This window comes from Aquimarina sp. KJ22-3 (genome assembly GCF_055808215.1).
Genome location: NZ_CM147859.1, coordinates 5,246,115 through 5,265,829 on the forward strand (window position 1 = coordinate 5,246,115; position 19,715 = coordinate 5,265,829).

At 36.3% G+C, this 19,715-nt stretch carries 19 protein-coding genes and 2 pseudogenes; 17 read left to right on the forward strand and 4 right to left on the reverse strand.

What is annotated here, in order from left to right; all coding sequences use genetic code 11:
* The first annotated feature begins 2 nt into the window (after nt 1-2).
* The 8 genes from AC0L3Q_RS24240 (at nt 3) to AC0L3Q_RS24275 (ending at nt 4,821) form a co-directional block, all read left to right on the forward strand.
* Nucleotides 3-386 carry a TraR/DksA family transcriptional regulator gene (locus AC0L3Q_RS24240; protein WP_473283708.1) on the forward strand — a complete coding sequence of 128 codons (384 nt, stop codon included), beginning with the start codon at nt 3-5 and terminating at the stop codon, nt 384-386.
* Between the two features lie 253 nt (nt 387-639).
* Complete coding sequence (locus AC0L3Q_RS24245) at nt 640-1,173, forward strand: RNA polymerase sigma factor (protein WP_473283710.1); 534 nt, start codon at nt 640-642, stop codon at nt 1,171-1,173.
* A gap of 4 nt (nt 1,174-1,177) precedes the next feature.
* A complete protein-coding gene (locus tag AC0L3Q_RS24250; protein ID WP_473283712.1) occupies nt 1,178-1,969 on the forward strand; it encodes an anti-sigma factor in 792 nt (263 codons plus the stop codon).
* A 148-nt stretch (nt 1,970-2,117) separates the two neighbouring features.
* A complete protein-coding gene (locus AC0L3Q_RS24255; RefSeq protein ID WP_473283713.1) occupies nt 2,118-2,753 on the forward strand; it encodes a DUF4097 family beta strand repeat-containing protein in 636 nt (211 codons plus the stop codon).
* A gap of 35 nt (nt 2,754-2,788) precedes the next feature.
* Nucleotides 2,789-3,127: a hypothetical protein gene (locus AC0L3Q_RS24260; RefSeq protein ID WP_473283715.1), complete on the forward strand. Its 339-nt coding sequence runs from the start codon at nt 2,789-2,791 to the stop codon at nt 3,125-3,127.
* A complete protein-coding gene (locus AC0L3Q_RS24265) occupies nt 3,070-3,495 on the forward strand; it encodes a DUF4097 family beta strand repeat-containing protein (RefSeq protein ID WP_473283716.1) in 426 nt (141 codons plus the stop codon). Before AC0L3Q_RS24260 ends, AC0L3Q_RS24265 begins: the two co-directional genes overlap by 58 nt.
* Before the next feature lie 52 nt (nt 3,496-3,547).
* A complete protein-coding gene (locus AC0L3Q_RS24270) occupies nt 3,548-4,168 on the forward strand; it encodes a hypothetical protein (protein WP_473283718.1) in 621 nt (206 codons plus the stop codon).
* A 50-nt stretch (nt 4,169-4,218) separates the two neighbouring features.
* Nucleotides 4,219-4,821, forward strand: coding sequence for a lipoprotein signal peptidase (locus AC0L3Q_RS24275; protein ID WP_473283719.1), 603 nt, complete (start codon nt 4,219-4,221; stop codon nt 4,819-4,821).
* A 16-nt stretch (nt 4,822-4,837) separates the two neighbouring features.
* On the opposite strand, the gene AC0L3Q_RS24280 is transcribed toward AC0L3Q_RS24275, so the two are convergent.
* From AC0L3Q_RS24280 to AC0L3Q_RS24295, 4 genes and pseudogenes are all read right to left on the reverse strand, one after another.
* Entirely contained in the window at nt 4,838-5,416 is a 579-nt protein-coding gene (locus AC0L3Q_RS24280; protein ID WP_473283721.1) for a 5-formyltetrahydrofolate cyclo-ligase, read from the reverse strand.
* A complete protein-coding gene (locus tag AC0L3Q_RS24285; RefSeq protein ID WP_473283723.1) occupies nt 5,409-6,389 on the reverse strand; it encodes a succinylglutamate desuccinylase/aspartoacylase family protein in 981 nt (326 codons plus the stop codon). Before AC0L3Q_RS24285 ends, AC0L3Q_RS24280 begins: the two co-directional genes overlap by 8 nt.
* Before the next feature lie 5 nt (nt 6,390-6,394).
* Nucleotides 6,395-7,266: pseudogene (gene rimK / locus AC0L3Q_RS24290) on the reverse strand (30S ribosomal protein S6--L-glutamate ligase).
* Complete coding sequence (locus tag AC0L3Q_RS24295) at nt 7,266-7,694, reverse strand: ATP-dependent zinc protease family protein (protein WP_473283725.1); 429 nt, start codon at nt 7,692-7,694, stop codon at nt 7,266-7,268. The pseudogene rimK and the gene AC0L3Q_RS24295 overlap by 1 nt, the downstream one beginning before the upstream one ends.
* 171 nt (nt 7,695-7,865) lie before the next feature.
* Here AC0L3Q_RS24295 and uvrC point away from each other — a divergent pair, with 171 nt between their 5' ends.
* From uvrC to pgi, 9 genes and pseudogenes are all read left to right on the forward strand, one after another.
* Complete coding sequence (gene uvrC, locus AC0L3Q_RS24300; protein WP_473283726.1) at nt 7,866-9,665, forward strand: excinuclease ABC subunit UvrC; 1,800 nt, start codon at nt 7,866-7,868, stop codon at nt 9,663-9,665.
* A pseudogene (locus AC0L3Q_RS24305) lies at nt 9,665-11,949 on the forward strand (patatin-like phospholipase family protein). Before uvrC ends, AC0L3Q_RS24305 begins: the two are co-directional and overlap by 1 nt.
* A gap of 171 nt (nt 11,950-12,120) precedes the next feature.
* Nucleotides 12,121-13,278, forward strand: coding sequence for a homogentisate 1,2-dioxygenase (locus tag AC0L3Q_RS24310; protein WP_473283727.1), 1,158 nt, complete (start codon nt 12,121-12,123; stop codon nt 13,276-13,278).
* 160 nt (nt 13,279-13,438) lie between these two features.
* Nucleotides 13,439-14,578 carry a 4-hydroxyphenylpyruvate dioxygenase gene (gene hppD, locus AC0L3Q_RS24315; RefSeq protein WP_473283729.1) on the forward strand — a complete coding sequence of 380 codons (1,140 nt, stop codon included), beginning with the start codon at nt 13,439-13,441 and terminating at the stop codon, nt 14,576-14,578.
* Nucleotides 14,579-14,974: 396 nt separating this feature from the next.
* Nucleotides 14,975-15,754, forward strand: coding sequence for a DUF3108 domain-containing protein (locus AC0L3Q_RS24320; protein WP_473283730.1), 780 nt, complete (start codon nt 14,975-14,977; stop codon nt 15,752-15,754).
* Entirely contained in the window at nt 15,755-16,720 is a 966-nt protein-coding gene (locus AC0L3Q_RS24325) for a tryptophan 2,3-dioxygenase family protein (RefSeq protein WP_473283732.1), read from the forward strand.
* Between the two features lie 12 nt (nt 16,721-16,732).
* Nucleotides 16,733-17,155, forward strand: a complete 423-nt coding sequence (locus AC0L3Q_RS24330; RefSeq protein ID WP_473283733.1) for a hypothetical protein — start codon at nt 16,733-16,735, stop codon at nt 17,153-17,155.
* Nucleotides 17,156-17,199: 44 nt separating this feature from the next.
* Nucleotides 17,200-17,982: a peptidoglycan DD-metalloendopeptidase family protein gene (locus tag AC0L3Q_RS24335; protein WP_473283735.1), complete on the forward strand. Its 783-nt coding sequence runs from the start codon at nt 17,200-17,202 to the stop codon at nt 17,980-17,982.
* 1 nt (nt 17,983) lies between these two features.
* Nucleotides 17,984-19,624 carry a glucose-6-phosphate isomerase gene (gene pgi / locus AC0L3Q_RS24340; RefSeq protein ID WP_473283736.1) on the forward strand — a complete coding sequence of 547 codons (1,641 nt, stop codon included), beginning with the start codon at nt 17,984-17,986 and terminating at the stop codon, nt 19,622-19,624.
* The last annotated feature ends 91 nt before the right edge of the window (nt 19,625-19,715 follow it).

Here is a 19,715-nt window from a genome sequence, read left to right on the forward strand (position 1 = left end):
GTATGGCAGAAGACATCAAAGTAAGGTACAGCGATAAGGATTTGGCAATGTTCAAAGAAATTATTGTTGAGAAAATGGAGAAAGCACAGAAGGATTTGGAATTGTTGAGAAGTGCTTATAAGAATGATGGAAATAATGGTACAGATGACACCTCTCCTACCTTTAAGGCTTTTGAAGAAGGAAGTGAGACCATGTCTAAAGAGGCAAATACACAACTTGCAATACGACAAGAAAAATTTGTACGTGACCTTAAAAATGCATTGTTACGTATAGAAAACAAAACCTATGGTATTTGCCGTGTTACAGGAAAACTTATTAATCCTGAACGATTAAAATTAGTACCTCACGCTACATTAAGTATAGAAGCCAAAAACATGCAGAGTTAATTGCTTTGCAAAAGCATACGCTTCTGGCAAATTTTAAACAGCATAACACTACTTAGGTGAAATCAGTTTAATTCTCTTAAGTAACTAAAGTATCAGTGCCCTTTTGTAATGAAATACAAAAGGGCATTTTCTTTTATATCATCTTACATTTTTTGACCTTTCAGAAAAAAAGTGAATCTTTTTTTATCTTATGTGTAACCTTTTTAAAAAACGGAGGTATTACAAATAGAAACCGATCAAAAAGAGTAACATCTTGAAACAACTAACTGACGAAGAAATAATGATTAAGGTATCTCAAGGAGACCTCGACATGATGAGGATGCTATTTGATAGATACCATCTCAAAGTCTTTAATTTTTTGTTGAAGATGACAAGAGATCGGGTAATTAGCCAGGATATTACACAAGAGGTATTTTATAAAGCCATTAAATATCGAACCTCTTATAAGAATGGAAAGTTTTCTTCCTGGATTTTTACCATAGCACGAAATGTGTTTTCAGATCATTATCAAAAAAGTAAATCATCACCAAAAAGATTAGATGATTTTGAATATAAGACCATGAGTGAAGAAACGGATCATATTGAGCAAAATGAAGTCAAGCAGCAGCTCGATCAGGCATTAAATCAGTTAAGCGATAGTGATCGAGAACTGGTTATAATGAACCGTTATCAAGGAATAAAATATAACGAAATAGCCAAAATCGTTGGTTCTACTGAAGGTACCGTAAAAACCAAAGTTCATCGAGCTATCCATAAACTAAAAGGATATTACCTCCAAAATGCATAAAGCTATGAATTGCAAACAAATAGAAGAATTACTGATCGATTATATAGATCATAATTTAGACGAGGATGTACATAAAGAAGTTGAAACCCATATTGCACAGTGTGAAGATTGTAGTGCTTCTCTACAAGAACTCAAAGTGTTATTTGGAGCGATTGATAGCGAACCCTTAGAAACACCTGATGCTAGTTTAGCATTGAACTTTGAAGAAATGCTACAAAAAGAAAAGGAAACTTTTAGCGATCCCAAAGTAGTAAAATTGAACACTACATCCAGTTCGCATTGGAAAACAGCATTGCAGATAGCAGCTACTATAGCAATGGTATTTACAGCATATTTCTTTGGGAAATCTCAGAACAATGAAACCCTATCTCAAGAAGTAGCGGTTTTGGAAAAAGAAAAAATTGAATTAAAGCAAACGATGACCATTTCGATGATCGAAAATCAATCGGCTAGTAAAAGGCTTCAGGCGGTAAATTATGCTGAAGAGTTTGAAAAACCAGGAAATGAAATTCTAAAAGCTTTAATCAACAAAATGCAATACGATGATCATATCAATGTGCGTCTCGCTGCAGCAGAAGCACTTGCAAAATTTGCAGATTCAGAAATGGTACGTAAAGCACTAATCCATGCTCTGGAAACAGAAGAAGATCCAAGCATGCAAATCGAATTAATTCAAATATTAGTTTCTATCGAAGAAAAGCGCGCAATCCCTTCTATGGAAATGTTACTTCAAAAAGAAGAAACACCAGATTACGTGAGAGATCAGGTTAAAATAGGTCTCCCAAGTTTAATTTAAAAGCAGTCAAACAGTCAAAAAAAGAACAGATGAAAAAAATAGCACTTATAGCAGTATTACTTATCACTGCATGTAGCCTAACCGCTCAGGATTTTAATCAATCACTTCAAGGAGTAAAAAAGTAAAGATCAGTTCCCCTTCTGGAGTAGTGATAAAGGCTCATAATCAAAATGAAATAAAAATCAATGGCGAGGGAAGAGAGATGCCCGAAAAAGCAAGAGGTTTAAAAGCCGTTTATGCGGGAGGTAGCGATAATACCGGATTAGGAATCTACGTTCAAAAAGAAGGAGAAACCCTAGTGGTAAGAAACCTAAAAGGTATGCATAGCGAGGTTCTTCAAATTTTTCTACCAAAAACTGTAAACATCACTATTGAGAAGAGCAACCTGGGTGATGTAGAAGTCAAAGGATTCTCTTCAGAAATAGAGGCGATGACCAATGTGGGTAATATGACATTTAGAGATGTCACCGGACCTATCGTAGCCAAAACCGCTACAGGAGAAATCAATATCATTTTTACCAAAGTAAGTCAGAACTCTCCAATATCTTTGGTTTCGGCTACAGGAGCTATCGATGTAAGCCTACCATCAAGCACACCGGCAAACCTGGAGTTAAAAACCACGATGGGAGAAATCTATACCGACTTTGATATCAAATTTCCTTCAGACGACGAAAACATGAAAATCGTTGCTGGGAAAAGAGCTATCAAAACACAATTAAATAGCGGAGGTGTAGAAATCAGCCTGAGATCATCAACAGGTAACATTTACCTCAGAAAACAGTAAACGAGGTCATTATTCAATCAAAAACAACAAACAACATGAAAAATCTAGTAACTCTAGCGATACTATCCTTGTTCGTAGGTCAAGTATTCGCACAAAAAGTAATCGAAAAAGAGATCAATACTTCAGCAGATCGTGTAAAAGTAGAGTTCAAATTTGCGGACGATATTAATATCAAAACCTGGGATAAAAACCAAGTATACCTCAAAGCAGAAGTACAAATAAACGGTGGCGAATTTGATGAGTATTTTGATCTGGAAATCAACAATTCCTCTTCGGTTTTGGATATCAAATCAAGCTACGGTGATCTATTTGATAAATGGAAAAAAGAAAAAAATCCAAAAACAACTGGGGTCCTTGCAACAATATGGATATAGATGCTAATTACACCTTGTATCTTCCAAAAAGCTATAAGCTTACTGTAAAAAGTATCTCTGGCAGTGTGGCTTCTGAAAATTATCGAGGAGAACTCGAGGTAGACATTATAAGCGGAAATATCGACATCAAAAATTACAATGGGACCATGGATCTTAAAACCATTAGCGGAGATATCGATATCAATATTGCAAAATCAAAACTAAAAGCAGAAACCATCTCTGGGATGATTTACTCTGATAAAGACCTCAATTTTGATCAAGGTAAAAATCGAATTGTAGGTAGTAAAGTAACAGGTACCTTTGGGGATCCTCAAAGTGATTTACACTTAAAAACGATAAGCGGAAACATTTTTATCCGTAAACAGTAAGAACTCGTATATCTTTTTTATAATTCTAGAGAATTTAGTTACCTTGAAAAACATGAGGTGGCTAAATTCTTTGCTTTTATTCTTATTGTTTTGCTTCCAGGCACATGCTCAATCCTCTTTTGATCGTACCATTGCCTCCAATGGGTTTGAAGAAGTTGTGATTACTCTACACAACACTTTCCAGATTGAAATTACTAGTGCGGAAACATCTGATATTACCTACAATGCAATTTCTGAAGGAGAGTATCAGGACCACTTACTTATTAGAAGCACTATAAAAGAAAATAAGCTGTATCTACAGGATGATGTTCAACCATTTTCACAACATCACAATGATAAGCTTAGCGCTCACAAAGTATATGCTGTAAAAGTAGTATTGCAAATCCCTTCACATCTTAAAGTAACGGTAAAATCCAATACAGCTTCCTTAAAGATCGTTGGTGGATTCAAAAATCTATTTGCAGAGTTTAGTGCTGGCAATTGCATCTTAGAGGCTTATCAAGGTCACGCAACCATAAATACTATTGCAGGAGATATTACGCTAACTACAAAAAATGCAACCGTTAAGGCCGCCACAAAAACGGGGAAAATTCGTTCTCAGAATATCTATGGACCCTACAAAATCAATTTAACCTCTATAAGTGGAGACATAAGTGTTTATAAAACAAAATAAAACACTATTTTTGTCCGTCACTTTTATTACCTGTAATAAACGGTATATCTATGTCCTTGAAGAAATCTATTTTAGTTATCGTTCTGGTTCTGCTTATCGACCAAATTTCCAAATTTTATATAAAAACACATTTCGCATTACATGAAGAGGTAAGAGTCTTTGATTGGTTTAGAATTGTTTTTGTAGAAAATAAAGGTATGGCATGGGGTTTCGAACTACCTGGTAGCTATGGTAAGCTGGTACTTACTCTTTTCCGATTGGTTGCCATTACAGGGATTGGATATTGGCTATATGATTCTGTTCGAAAAAACAGTCCGATGATACTTACTTTTTGTATTGCACTGATCTTTGCTGGTGCTTTTGGTAATATCATTGATTCTATCTTTTATGGAATCCTTTTTGAAGAAAGTACCGTGAGTAATGTCGCGACCTTTTTACCAGAAAGCGGTGGATATGAAAGTGTTTTTTACGGAAAAGTGGTAGATATGATTCAGTTTACTTTTTATGATGATATCTTACCTGATTGGATTCCTGTTTGGGGCGGAAAACACTTTTCGTTTTTTGATCCGGTTTTTAATATTGCCGATTCTGCAATAAGTGTTGGGGTGTTCTTATTAATCATTTTTAACAAAAAGGCATTCCCAAAAAAATAATCTTTTTAGTTCCTTATTATTTATTTTCTTTCTTGAATTTGAATATCTCGGATGGAGTAACGCAAAAATCTAAGGGTACATCCTCTGAAGTGCTATCTTCGATCTTATCTTCTGGCGGGAAAAATGAAAGTCCGACTTTCAGTGTATTTGGATGACAACTCTCTAGAAACCTATCATAAAATCCTTTTCCGTATCCTACTCTGTTTCCATTTCGATCATACGCCAACAGTGGAATAAAAACAACTTCTATTTGGCTGTTCGCAATCGGTATTCCATCTACAGGTTCGGGAATTCCCAAAGAATTTACTTTTAAAGGGGTAGTATCTGTGAGTAAAAAATTTTCCATGGTATAGGTTTCAAAATTGCTTTTTGAAACGACCACATGTTTATCTTTTCCTTGTAAAATATGTAATATAAATTCTGTATTTAACTCCTTTTGCTTTTGTATGGGTAAGAAGATATGATAAAAGCTACTGTCCCATATCGGAAGCTCTAATACCTTGTTGGCGATATCCATACTGATTGCATCGATCTCATCGGCACTCAATTGGGATCTTAGCGTTTTATATTTTGACCTCAACGCCTTTTTATTCATCTTCTAGGGCTTTGGTAATTCTAAATATCGCATCTCCTTTGTACACAATCGGAGCTTCATTTACATTAATTACATACCCATCATTACTTGCCTTTACCACATGTCTCATTTTTCCGTAGGGATCTGTAATAGTCGCCAGAATCTCCCCTTTTTCAACATGCTTGCAAATCGGTATTTTAATATGCAACAATCCACTGTATTTGGCTCGCATCCAAAAACTTTTATTAATCACAATACTTTCAGCATGTGCCTCTGGCACTTCAAAAGTAGGCTTTAGCATTTCTAGGTGATTAAGAATACGCATCACTCCTTTTACACCTTCTACCGCAATATCCTTGCTGCTGTTTTGAGATTTCCCTCCTTCAAATAACAAAATGTCTATGCCTTTTTTGGCACAAGTTGATCGATAAGAACCTTCCAAATTTTTGGAATACAGAATAAAAGGGGCATTGAAAACTTTGGCCAAAGCTACTAATCGTTCATTCTTTTGGTCTACCCGAATATGTGGGGCATTAAATCGACTCGCTCCACCAGTATGAAAGTCCAAACAAAAATCTACCGAAGGAAGAATCTCATTTACGAATTGATAGGCAAATCGACTTGCCAGCGAACCATTTTTGGTCCCTGGAAATACCCGGTTTAAATCTCTTCCATCAGGAAAAAACCGATCCATATTCAAAAACCCAAATACATTAAGTACCGGGATACATATAATGCTTCCTCTGTCTGGCTTATTGATTTTCTTGGCTATAATTTGCCGCACCACTTCAACTCCGTTAATCTCATCTCCATGAATTCCTGCTGTGATTAAAACCGTTGGACCCGGTTTTTTTGAGCGTTCTATAATAATAGGAATTTCTACTTTGGTCGATGTATATAACTTGGCAATATTAAAGTTTATCGTAGTACTTTTTCCTAGCGGCACCTCATTTCCTAAAATGCGTAAAATATCTTTTTCCTTGCTTTGTGTCATGTATCTTATACGCTTCTTTCTATATATTTAATGATCGCCTTTGCGATATCTTTACCAGTTGCCCCTTCGATTCCTTCGAGACCTGGAGACGAATTTACCTCCAAAATCAACGGTCCTCGGTTACTTTGCAGCAAATCTACACCGGCAACTCCCATTTTCAAAGATTTGGCCGCCAAAATAGCAGCTTGTTCTTCATGTCGACTCAATTTAATCAATTGAGCAGTACCTCCTCGATGCAAATTGGATCTGAACTCTCCTTCTTTACTTTGCCGTTTCATTGCACCAATCACTTCTCCATCTACAACAAACGCTCGAATATCTGCTCCTTTGGCTTCCTTTATAAATTCCTGAACAATTACTCGTGCTTGCAATCCATTAAAAGCTTCCAGTACAGACTCTGCTGCCGTGGTTGTTTCAGCCAGAACCACTCCTAATCCTTGAGTCCCTTCAAGAAGCTTAATGATCAAGGGAGCTCCCCCACATGAGATATTACTTCAGAAACATCTTTGGAATAATTGGTAAACACTGTTTTAGGAAGTCCAAGACCTGCCTTTGAGAGTATTTGTAAGCTTCTTAGTTTATCTCTGGATTGAACCAGCGCTTGAGATTTTAAGGTGGTAAACACATTCATCATTTCAAACTGTCGTACCACCGCAGTACCGTAAAAGGTAATCGAGGATCCAATTCTTGGGATCACCGCATCGACATGATCGAGACGACGACCGCGATAATAAATCTCCGGCTTTTGCCGCTCTATAACAATATCACAATTAAGTGGATCGATAACCTGAACATTGTGTTTTCTTTTTACCGCTGCTTGAACAAGTGCATTGGTCGAATACAAACTCGCACTACGCGACAAGATCTTGATATTCATTACAGTTTTTGATTATAGGACTGATTTTCTAATTGAGGATCTACCAAAAATTTTCCGCTCAAGAACCTACGCCCAATAAGCAATGGAAAACGCATATCGTCTCTGGGAGAGAGGTTTAAAGTTATCGGATAGGTTTTTTCGAATACTGTAATTTGGGTTCTGATCGCGTACCGCATTTCTACCCTACCGGTACTACTTTTTACCGCAGAGATATCATAATTTTTAAATGTAAATTTCTTACCATTATACTCAGGATGTGTAGCATCCAGAAAACTACATTGTAATGTTTGATCAATCTCTTTAATAGCAACGCAATGAATAGAAGAAGTATACGCTCCTGTATCGACTTTGGCATCGATATCATTTAACTCGAGTAGCGGGAAATCCACCTTATCCGTCCTGCCAATTATTTTCTTTTCTTTTTTCAAAAAAACTGAATTGGAATAATAGGACTACTAATGTAATAAAAATCGGGTTGTATTGTACAGAATTAAGTATTTTTAATAAAAACCCTTGTGATTCGATAGGATTTAACAAAAATTAAACCTTAAAGATATAGGTACCAATCTAGGTAAACTATTAAATTTACCCTTCGGAATATGCAACAACCCTCACTAGACATACAGATCAAAACCTTACCTAATTTACCAGGAGTATATCAATACTACGATAAAGATGATAAACTGTTGTATGTAGGCAAGGCCAAAAATCTTAAGAAAAGAGTCTCCTCGTATTTTACCAAAAATCACGACAACTACAAGACCAAAGTATTAGTCAAAAAAATTCGGACGATCAAACACATTGTGGTCGATACCGAAACAGATGCTTTACTTCTTGAAAACAATCTGATCAAAAAGTATCAGCCCAGGTTTAATGTGATGCTCAAGGACGATAAGACCTATCCATGGATTTGCATAAAAAGAGAGCGATTCCCCAGGGTATTTCAAACTCGAAACCTGATCAAAGACGGTTCCGAGTATTATGGCCCTTACACCTCGGTAAAGACGGTACAAACCTTATTAGAACTGATCCGTGGGTTATACCCTATAAGAACCTGCAACTATGATTTGTCTCAGGATAAAATCGATGCTGGCAGGTACAAAGTATGCCTCGAATATCATTTAGGAAACTGTAAAGGACCTTGTGAAGGGCTACAAGAAGAAAAAGAATACAACGACAACCTCAATGCCATACGACAGATTATCAAAGGAAACTTTAAAGAGTCCTTGTCTGGCTTTAAACAACAAATGGTTGATCACGCCGCCAAAATGGAATTTGAAGATGCCCAAAGCATCAAAGAGAAAATTGACGTTTTGGAAAAATATCAGGTAAAATCTACCGTGGTAAATCCAAAGATCAGTAATGTTGATGTGTTTTCGATCCTGTCTGATGAATCGTATGCTTATATCAACTTTCTTCAATTATCTTATGGTGCCATAATTCGATCTCATACTACCGAAATCAAGAAAAAATTAGAAGAATCAGACAAAGAACTTTTGGAGCTAGCCATCATCGAGATTAGACAACGTTTTGGTTCTACATCCAAGGAAATATTTGTGCCTTTTGATGTTAATGTGGGAGAAGAAATTAAAATCACTATCCCTCAGCTAGGTGACAAGAAGAAAATTGTAGATCTGTCTTTAAGGAATGCCAAGTACTATCGTCAGGAGCGGTTCAAGCAAATAAAAATCATTGATCCCGATCGTCATGTAAAACGATTGATGGCCCAGATGAAGAAAGATCTTAGATTGCCAGGAGAACCCAGGTATATCGAATGTTTTGATAACTCCAATATTCAGGGAACCAATCCTGTAGCCGCTTGTGTGGTTTTTAAGAATGGCAAACCCAGCAAGAAAGAATATCGAAAATTCAATATCAAAACTGTAGAAGGACCCAATGATTTTGCTTCCATGGAAGAAGTGGTGTATAGAAGATACAAACGATTATTAGACGAAGAGCAACCACTACCACAATTGGTCATTGTAGATGGTGGTAAAGGACAGCTATCTTCGGGATTAAAGGCCCTTGACACTTTGGGTTTACGCGGTAAAATCACCATTATCGGAATTGCCAAACGACTTGAAGAAATTTATTATCCAGGGGATTCGATACCGCTCTATCTGGATAAGAAATCAGAATCGCTTAAAGTCATACAGCACTTACGTAATGAGGCACACCGATTTGGGATTACTTTTCATCGACAAAAAAGAAGTAAAGCTGCATTGAATACCGAGTTAGACGATATCCCAGGAATCGGAGAAAAAACAGTAGTCGAATTACTAAAGCATTTTAGATCGGTTAAACGAATACAGGAAGCCACAAAGGATGAACTTGCTCAAGTTGTAGGAGATTCTAAAGCAACCAAAATATATAATTACTATCTTTCTAAAAAAGAATAATGGTGACCCATACCCACACCCCTTCCCATTTTCTGCTTAGCGTACTGTTTTTTATAGTGCTCTTTACAGAAACATTGTGGTCCCAAAATACAGAAGTACAGGACACCCTAAGCCTTCCTGACCAAGAAGACGTAAAAGTGGGATTGGTTTTAAGCGGTGGTGGTGCCAAGGGGTTGGCTCATATCGGTGTACTCAAGATTATAGAAGATGCGGGTGTACGTATTGATTATATTGGTGGTACCAGTATGGGAGCTATTGTAGGAGCACTTTATGCTTCAGGATACCGGGCCAAAGAATTGGACTCTATATTTAGATCTGTAGATTTTGATGCATTTATTCAAGATCAACTCCCCAGAGATGCCAAAACGTTTTACGAAAAAGAAGATTCTGAAAAATACGCGGTAACCCTTCCTTTTGATAACTTTAAAATTGGCCTTCCCAAAGGGCTGTCAAAAGGGCAAAATTTTTACAACCAATTTTCACAATTCACGGCCCACGTAAATGATGTTCATGACTTTGATAAATTACCTATTCCCTTTTTCTGTATGTCGACAAATATCGAAACTGGAGAACAGGTTATACTCGATAAAGGATATCTACCAGAGGCCGTCGCGGCTAGTGGAGCGTTGCCTTCCATTTTTAGCCCTATTGAAGTGAACGGGATATTAATGACAGATGGTGGTGTTTCTAACAATTATCCTGTTAGAGAAATTAAAGAAAAAGGGGCGGAAATCGTGATCGGTATAGACGTACAGGATTCATTGATGCCAAGGGATCAGCTCAATTCGGTAACCAATATCATGCTTCAGATTAGCAATTTCAGAACGATCAATGCTATGAAGGATAAAGTAGATGAAACCGAAATCTACATAAAACCTTCTATCATGGATTTTTCGGTGATGTCTTTTGATAGAGCCGACGAAATTATGGCTAGTGGTGAGAAAGCCGCTTTTTCCAACTATGAAACCCTGAAGGATATTGCCGGAAGACAGAAAACTCCAAGACCAGATATTGAAATTCCCAAGAATGCTGAAACTTTACTAATCAATAGCTTGTCTATTACCGGAAACGAAAGATACACTCGTGCGTATATCAGAGGGAAATTAAAATTAAAAACACCATCTGTAATTTCTTACGACAAACTCAACGAAGGTATCAATAACCTTTCGGGAACCGGAAACTTTGATCGCGTAAGTCATCGATTAATTGATCATGAAGAAGGCAAAGAGCTTGCTCTTAATGTAAGAGAAACCGAAAACAAAATGTTATTGCGTTTTGCATTGCATTATGACGACTTATACCAAACCGCTGCTCTTGTGAATGTGACTCGCAAAAGTCTATTATTTAATAATGATGTTCTCTCCCTGGATGTAGCTTTGGGGGATAATATCCGATATAATCTTGATTATTATATCGATAAAGGATTTTATTGGAGTACTGGGCTTAAATACAGCTATACCAATTTCACCAAGGCCTTTGACTTTAGTTTTATCGGACAGTTTGGCGAAATCCCAAACCTTGGGATTAATACTATCGATATTGATTATACCGATTTTAACCTTCAATTCTATGCAGAAACCCTGTTGAATCAAACTTTCTCTGTCGGATTGGGTGCAGAATATAAACGCCTACGGATCATTTCTGAAACTTTTGGCGAAGATGAAAATCAGATTCCTAGAACCGTTTTTGATGATAGTGATTACTGGAGTGCTTTTGGTTACTTTAAATTTGATACTTACGACAATAAATATTTTCCCTCCAAAGGAATCTTGTTTGAAGGAGATATCCATACCTATTTATTCTCTTCAGATTTTACCGACAGTTTCGACGAGTTCTCCATCGCAAAAGCACAATTGGGGTATGCTCGCCCTATTACCGATAAGATTTCGATGAATATTGCTTTTGAGGCAGGAACCAAAATTGGAAACAACGCGATTAATTCATTGGATTTTCTCTTAGGAGGCTTTGGTGCTAAAACCATTAATAATTTTATTCCTTTTTATGGCTATGATTTTTTGGGGATAACGGGAAGAAGTTTTATGAAAGGACTTGTTGCTGTAGATTATGAGATATTCAAAAAAACCATGTGAATGTTGGAGCTAATTTTGCCAACGTAGGCAACAAACTATTTAGTACAGGTAGATGGTTTGAAGAACCCGAATTTACTGGTTACGCTCTTGGATATGGTCTGGATACCTTTGCAGGACCTATTCAGGTAAAATACACCTACTCCCCAGAAGTGAAAGAAAGCGAGTGGTTCTTTAGTGTAGGTTTTTGGTTTTAAGAGATTCTCACGTAAAAGAATAGAAATATTTCCGATATTTGTACTATTATGAGTTTGTTTTGGCAGGATTTATTACTACTGTTACATTACCTTATTAAACGTAATCCGGAATAAGGCCTACACTCTTTTTGTTTTAAAAAAAGTAGTGTTAATACCTTAAATAAAATCATCATGCCTTTTTATCATTCTTTAGGAACAATTCCACCTAAACGCCATACGATCTTCAAAAAGCCCGATGGCAATCTTTATTACGAACAATTATTTGGTACCATCGGTTTTGATGGCATGTCTACAAACATGTACCATTGTCATCGCCCTACTCAGGTAAAGGAAATCAAAGGGAGTTATAGTGTTGCTCCAAAAATCGCAATAGTCAACAATATCAAATCATATCGATTTCATGGTTTCAAAGTACAACCAGAAAAAGATTATTTACAGAGTAGAAAAAATGTATTGACCAATTCTGATGTAAGTATCATTTTGGCAGCTCCTCAAAATGCTACAACAGATTATTTTTATAAAAATACAGATGCCGACGAGCTCATATTTATCCACAAAGGAAGTGGGAAATTTAGAAGCCACCTGGGTAACATCGATTTCAAATACGGAGATTATATTTTAATCCCAAGAGGGACTATCTATAAATTGGATTTTGACACTACAGATAACCGTTTATTTATTGTAGAATCAAGACGACCTATTTATACTCCCAAAAGATATCGCAACTGGTTTGGTCAGTTGTTAGAACACTCTCCTTTTTGTGAGCGGGATCTTAGAGCCCCGTATGAATTAGAAACCAATGACGAAAAGGGAGATTTTTTGATCAAAGTAAAAAAACAGGATGAAATTTTTGATATGATCTATGCCACACATCCATTCGATGTTGTAGGTTATGATGGTTTCAATTTCCCTTATGCTTTTTCTATACACGATTTTGAACCAATAACTGGTAGAGTACATCAACCACCACCAGTACATCAAACTTTTGAGACAGATGCTTTTGTGGTGTGTTCTTTTGTACCAAGATTATACGATTATCATCCGCAAGCGATCCCTGCACCATACAATCACAGCAACATCGATAGTGACGAAGTGCTCTACTATGTAGATGGTGATTTTATGAGTAGAAACGATATTGATGCCGGACATATTTCTTTACATCCCGCTGGAATACCTCATGGACCACATCCAGGAGCCGTAGAACGCAGTATTGGCCAGACCAAAACCGATGAATTGGCAGTAATGGTAGATACTTTTAAACCATTAATGGTTACTCAGGAAGCTATGGAAATTGCCGACGAAAGTTATCATAAATCATGGTTAGAGTAAAACCACAGAATAGTAAAACCATGCTTAATAATAGAATTGATATTACACCACATTTGCGAGCCATGTGGTAAGTTGTTTCTCATTTTTTAATCCTTATAGATTTGGAAATAATACCATTTCCGAATCTCATTATAACTATTAATTACGAAATAACAATATTATGTCGACCAATATAACACCACAGAATTTAGAAAAAGTAGTTCCACAGGCAGAAGATTTTTTGCCTTTGTTAGGAACAGATTATGTAGAACTTTATGTAGGTAATGCCAAACAGGCGGCCTATTACTATCAAACTGCATGGGGTTTTGAACCCATTGCATATGCCGGATTAGAAACAGGAAAAAAAGACCGGGTTTCTTATGTCTTACAGCAAGATAAAATACGATTGGTTTTAACTTCTCCTTTGCAACCAGACGGAGAAATCAATAAACATATCAATGCTCATGGTGATGGAGTAAAAGTTGTAGCCCTTTGGGTAGATGATGCTACCAAAAGTTATCACGAAACTGTAAAACGTGGTGCCAAATCATACATGGAACCCAGAACTGAAGAGGACGAACATGGAAAAGTTGTATTTTCAGGAATCCACACTTATGGAGAAACAGTGCACATTTTTGTAGAGCGCAAAAATTACAAAGGCGCTTTTTTACCAGGATATATGGCTTGGAACAAACCCTACAAAACAAAATCAGTAGGTTTGAAGTACATCGATCATATGGTAGGAAATGTGGGATGGAACGAGATGAACAAATGGTGTGAATTTTATGCCAAAGTAATGGGCTTTGCTCAATTAGTTTCTTTTGACGACAAAGACATCTCTACAGAATACACTGCGCTTATGAGTAAGGTAATGAGTAATGGTAACGGACGAATTAAGTTTCCAATCAATGAACCTGCGGAAGGGAGAAAAAAGTCTCAAATCGAAGAATATATTGAGTTTTATAATGGTGCAGGAGTACAACATATTGCTGTGGCTACCGATAATATCATAGAAACGGTTTCTGAACTTCAAAACCGTGGAGTAGAATTCTTGACCGTTCCGGCAACGTATTATGATACTGTATTAGATAGAGTTGGTGAAATCGATGAAGATTTACAACCATTAAAAGATCTTGGTATTTTGATTGATCGTGATGATGAAGGATATTTACTTCAGATTTTTACAAAACCTGTATTAGATCGACCTACCATGTTTTTTGAAATCATTCAAAGAAAAGGTGCGCAATCCTTTGGAAAAGGAAATTTCAAAGCACTTTTTGAGGCCATTGAAAGAGAACAAGCCCAACGAGGAACTTTATAATTATATCTGATTTTTAACATTTTGGATATTCTAATAAAGAATGTTAATATCTTGAGAAAATTGAAAAATTATGGATTTTCATCTAAATTTTTGTTAAAATTCATAATAAAAAAACGTTTTCGTTTGATAATTATTCAAAAAAAGTTGATTTTTGTAATATGAGTGGAGTGGTTACCACTTATATCTAAAACAATAATTATTCTCATAATTTAAGTTTTTAGTTGGTTAATAAAAGTAAAAAAGAGAGCTGTGGTGGCTCTCTTTTTTGTTCTTTTTTATATTTTGATAACAATATTCATTTTTAAGTAATTACTTTTAATACTACTTTTGGAATATTTATTGTAAACATCTAACGTATAATACATTTTAGATGAATCAATTATAATACCCAAAACTATGAAAAAGCTTATCCTACTATTCATTGCCGTTTTAGCATTTTCTTCTGCTACAGCACAAGAGAGCCATCAAGCTTTTGAATCTGGAGAATGGTTTAAATTTAGAATCCACTACGGCTGGTTTACAGCAAGTTATGCTACGCTACAAGTAAAAGATGAAACCCTAAATGGTGTACCAGTTCATCATATTATTGGTGAGGGAAAATCATCGGGAGTTCTAAGCCTGTTTTTTAAAGTTGAAGATCTATATGAAACCTATATCGATAAATCCGAAGTAAAACCCTATCGATTTATTCGAAAAATTAATGAGGGAGGTCATACCAAGGATATCGAAATCAACTTTGATCACAGTCAGAAAAAAGCACTTGTTTTTAATAAAAAGTACAATACCAAAGAAACTTTCCCCGTAAAATCCAATGTACAGGATATGATGTCTTCTTTTTACTATCTAAGAAATATTATCAACACCACATCGTTAAAAAAAGGTGATGAACAATTTGTAAACATGTTTTTTGATAATGAAAACTACGTTTTTAAGTTAAAGTTCTTAGGAAGAGAGGTTATTCGAACGAAAATGGGTAAAATTGCATGTTTAAAATTTAGACCTTTTGTACAGGCCGATAGGATTTTTAAAGAAGAAGAAAGTATGACGGTATGGGTAAGCGATGACGACAATCGTATGCCAGTAAGAATTAAGGCAGACATCCTGGTAGGATCTATCAAAGCGGATCTGGATGCCTTTAAAGGTCTAAAACATCCTTTTAAAGTTGTTGTAGATTAAATGAGTCAATCCGTTAAGCCAGAAATTGCTGAAAAAATTAAGCAATTAGAAACTAAATTCAAGAACTCAGGCCAAGATCTGGGGTCTTATCTTGATGGGCTACTTCATGATCGATATTTAACGTATTGGGATTACATCCATCTGGACACATTACTAAGTCTGCAAATCCCCAGAACTCACTTCCCCGACGAGGAAATTTTTATCACTTATCATCAGATCACCGAGCTTTACTTCAAGCTTATCATCCATGAACTAAAGCAAATCATAGACGACAAATTACAGAATGCAGCTTTTTTTACTGCCAAACTCGATCGTGTAAATCGATACTTTAGAGTATTGATCAATTCTTTCGATGTGATGATCAAAGGGATGGATCGAGATCAATTTCTAAAATACCGAATGTCCCTATTGCCTGCCAGTGGGTTTCAATCGGTTCAATTTCGATTGATTGAAATTTACTGTACTCCTCTTGTGAATTTGGTAAATACCAAGGAAAGGGATCAGTTTTCTGAACAAGATCCGCTAGGAGAGGTTTTTGAACATCTCTATTGGAAATCTGGAGCTACCGATGCCGAAACCGGTGAAAAAACACTTACTTTAAAGCAATTCGAATATCGATATACTCCCAGGATGATGCGTATTGCTAAACAAGTACAACGCTCAACAATTTTCCATAAATACCACGAACTACCAGAAAAAGAGCAAAATAATGTGCACCTTATCGAAGCATTGCGTACTTTTGACACCAATGTAAATATTAATTGGTTATTAATGCATATGGGTGCTGCCTATAGGTATCTTAACAGAGATAAAGGTGAAGTACTTGCTACTGGAGGAACAAACTGGAAAAGTTTTTTACCTCCTAGTTTTCAAAGAATTATGTTTTTTCCGAATTTGTGGAGTGACGAAGAGAAAGAAAACTGGGGGCAACAATGGGTAACCCATCAATTTAATACCAAACAATAAAATAGTCATCAGTTGAAGCATATAGGTTACTTGCTACTCCTTATAGTGGTAGTGTTTTCATGTCAAAAAGAAAAGAAAGAAGAAAAAGCAGCTGTTCCTGAAGTAAAAGAAGAAAAAGAAGCTCCTGTTGTTCGTGAGTTTGGGTATATACTTCAAAATTTTAATGTAGTAAAAGATACCGTAAAGCCCGGTGATAGCTTTGGTGCAATTATGGATGCTCATGGGGTAACCAGAGCCAAAGTATTCGAAATCACTAATACGATCAAAGATACCTTCAATGTAGCCAGAATACAAGCTGGTAAGCCCTACATGTTACTCAAATCCAAAGACACTTCAGCAAATGCTCAGGTATTTGTATATCAAAATAATAAGATAGATTACACGGTTATCGATTTTAGAGATTCGATTATTGCTCAAAAAAGAAAAAACCTGTAACGCTAGTTGAAAAATCAGCATCGGGTACCATATCCAGCAGTTTGATGCAAACTTTTGACGATTTGGATCTCAACTTTTTGGTGGCATATAACATGGCAGATATCTATGCCTGGACTATCGATTTTACCAGATTACAAGCTGGAGATCGTTTCAAAGTAATTTATACCGAAAAGTTTATAGACGATACTATCCCAGCCGGAATTGACCAAATCAAAGCTTCATATTTTGAACATCGTAGCAAACCTATTTACGCATTCAGGTTTCAGGACGACTCTATTAACGGGGGCATTGATTATTTTGATCATGAAGCCAATAATTTGCGAAGAGCTTTTTTGAGAGCTCCAGTAAAATTTAGTAGAATATCCTCACGATATAATCTGAAACGAAGAATCAAATATTACGGAAATAAAATAAGACCGCATCGAGGAACCGATTTTGCCGCTCCTATAGGTACTCCTATCCTTGCCACAGCAGATGGAATCGTTACCAAGTCAGAACGAAGGGGAGGTAACGGTAAATATGTAAAAATAAGACATAACGCAACCTATGACACTCAATATCTACACATGAGCCGACAAGCCGTAAAAGTAGGTGAATATGTACGACAAGGAGATGTTATCGGATATATCGGTATGACCGGGAACACTAGTGGTCCTCATGTATGCTACCGATTCTGGAAAAATGGAAAAGAAGTCGACCCTTTTAAACAGGATTTACCTTCATCAAAACCACTAGCCGACAGTTTGCGACCTGCTTTTTTTAACCACATAGCACCCATAAAAACTGAGCTAGACAGTATACTATTTAAACCAAAAGAAATTTTATAAAATGGCATTACCAACTATTAATCCCACCACCACAAAAGCCTGGGAAGCACTACAATCGCATTATGAGAATATAAAAGGAAAGCATTTAAAAGAGCTTTTTGCATCACATTCACAACGTGCTGATCTTTTTACCATAGCATGGGAAGATTTTTATGTCGATTATTCGAAGAACCGAATTGATCAAACCACCAAAAACCTCTTAATTGATCTTGCCAAAGAAGTAAAATTGGATGAAGCGATCACGCATTATTTTACAGGAAGCACTATCAATGAAACTGAAGATAGAGCAGTATTACACACTGCTCTTAGAACACCTGCAGACAAGAGCATAGAAGTTGACGGTAAAAATGTACTGCCCGAGGTTAATGAGGTAAAACAAAAAATTAAGGAGTTTAGCAACAAAGTTATATCTGGAACGCTAAAGGGATATACCGGAAAAGCCTTTACAGATATTGTGAATATTGGTATCGGTGGCTCTGACCTAGGTCCGGTAATGATTACTGAATCCCTTGAATACTATAAAAACCATCTGAACGTACATTTTATTTCTAATGTTGATGGAGATCATACTCATCAAAATTTAAAAGGTTTAGATCCCGAAACAACACTTTTTGTAGTCGTTTCAAAAACATTCTCTACCCAGGAAACACTTTCTAATGCTACTACTGCTAGAAAGTGGTTTACGCAAAACGCACCTAACGAGGCGGTTGGCAAACATTTCGTAGCCGTATCCAGCAACATTGCAAACGTGACCAAATTTGGAATTGACAAAGACAACATTTTCCCACTATGGGATTGGGTTGGTGGTCGTTTTTCTCTTTGGAGTGCAGTTGGTTTATCGATAAGCCTTTCTTTGGGATATGACAACTTTGAAGCATTGTTAGAAGGAGCCTACGAGATGGATCAGCATTTCAAAAACACTCCTTTTGGAGAAAATATTCCGGTTATACTTGGGCTATTAAGCGTCTGGTATAACAACTTTTTTGACGCCGAAAGTGAAGCGATTATTCCTTATTCTCAATATCTTCATCGATTACCTGCATATCTGCAACAAGGGATCATGGAGAGTAATGGAAAAAGCGTAGATCGAAACGGAAATCCGATTACCTATCAAACCGGAACTATTATTTGGGGAGAACCAGGTACCAATGCGCAACACGCTTTCTTTCAATTAATTCATCAGGGAACAAAATTGATCCCAGCCGAGTTTATTGGATTCAAACATAGTTTATATGGAGATCAGGATCATCAAGACAAATTGATGGCTAATTTCTTTGCACAAACCGAAGCTTTGATGAACGGTAAAACTAAAGAAGAAGTAGTCCAAGAGTTATCTTCTAAAAACCTTTCAGAAGCTAAAATCAATCAACTTACTCCTTTCAAAATATTTGAGGGTAATAAACCTACCACCACGGTTTTGATCAACAAGCTAACTCCCAAAAATTTAGGCGCGTTGGTATCGATGTATGAGCAAAGAATTTTTGTGCAAGGGATTGTATGGAATATATTCAGTTATGATCAATGGGGTGTAGAATTAGGTAAGCAATTGGCTACAAAAATATTATCTGAAATTAACAATTCTGAGAGTTATCAACATGACTCTTCTACATCGAGTCTATTAAAAAAATATAAGACCAAATAAAATAAAGGCCTTGAAAGTGAATATTTCAGGGCCTTTTTTCTATTGTTCGACTCCGAAAAAATGTTAAAGTTGCAAATTCGAAAAGAAAATT

Excerpts from the sequence above, each read along its gene's own strand:
- AC0L3Q_RS24240 (WP_473283708.1), top strand. The coding sequence starts at position 3 with ATGGCAGAAGACATCAAAGTAAGGTACAGCGATAAGGATTTGGCAATG.
- AC0L3Q_RS24250 (WP_473283712.1), top strand. The coding sequence starts at position 1,178 with ATGAATTGCAAACAAATAGAAGAATTACTGATCGATTATATAGATCAT.
- AC0L3Q_RS24260 (WP_473283715.1), top strand. The coding sequence starts at position 2,789 with ATGAAAAATCTAGTAACTCTAGCGATACTATCCTTGTTCGTAGGTCAA.
- AC0L3Q_RS24265 (WP_473283716.1), top strand. The coding sequence starts at position 3,070 with ATGGAAAAAAGAAAAAAATCCAAAAACAACTGGGGTCCTTGCAACAAT.
- AC0L3Q_RS24270 (WP_473283718.1), top strand. The coding sequence starts at position 3,548 with ATGAGGTGGCTAAATTCTTTGCTTTTATTCTTATTGTTTTGCTTCCAG.
- AC0L3Q_RS24275 (WP_473283719.1), top strand. The coding sequence starts at position 4,219 with ATGTCCTTGAAGAAATCTATTTTAGTTATCGTTCTGGTTCTGCTTATC.
- AC0L3Q_RS24280 (WP_473283721.1), bottom strand. The coding sequence starts at position 5,416 with ATGAATAAAAAGGCGTTGAGGTCAAAATATAAAACGCTAAGATCCCAA.
- AC0L3Q_RS24285 (WP_473283723.1), bottom strand. The coding sequence starts at position 6,389 with ATGACACAAAGCAAGGAAAAAGATATTTTACGCATTTTAGGAAATGAG.
- uvrC (WP_473283726.1), top strand. The coding sequence starts at position 7,866 with ATGCAACAACCCTCACTAGACATACAGATCAAAACCTTACCTAATTTA.
- AC0L3Q_RS24310 (WP_473283727.1), top strand. The coding sequence starts at position 12,121 with ATGCCTTTTTATCATTCTTTAGGAACAATTCCACCTAAACGCCATACG.
- hppD (WP_473283729.1), top strand. The coding sequence starts at position 13,439 with ATGTCGACCAATATAACACCACAGAATTTAGAAAAAGTAGTTCCACAG.
- AC0L3Q_RS24320 (WP_473283730.1), top strand. The coding sequence starts at position 14,975 with ATGAAAAAGCTTATCCTACTATTCATTGCCGTTTTAGCATTTTCTTCT.
- AC0L3Q_RS24325 (WP_473283732.1), top strand. The coding sequence starts at position 15,755 with ATGAGTCAATCCGTTAAGCCAGAAATTGCTGAAAAAATTAAGCAATTA.
- AC0L3Q_RS24335 (WP_473283735.1), top strand. The coding sequence starts at position 17,200 with ATGCAAACTTTTGACGATTTGGATCTCAACTTTTTGGTGGCATATAAC.
- pgi (WP_473283736.1), top strand. The coding sequence starts at position 17,984 with ATGGCATTACCAACTATTAATCCCACCACCACAAAAGCCTGGGAAGCA.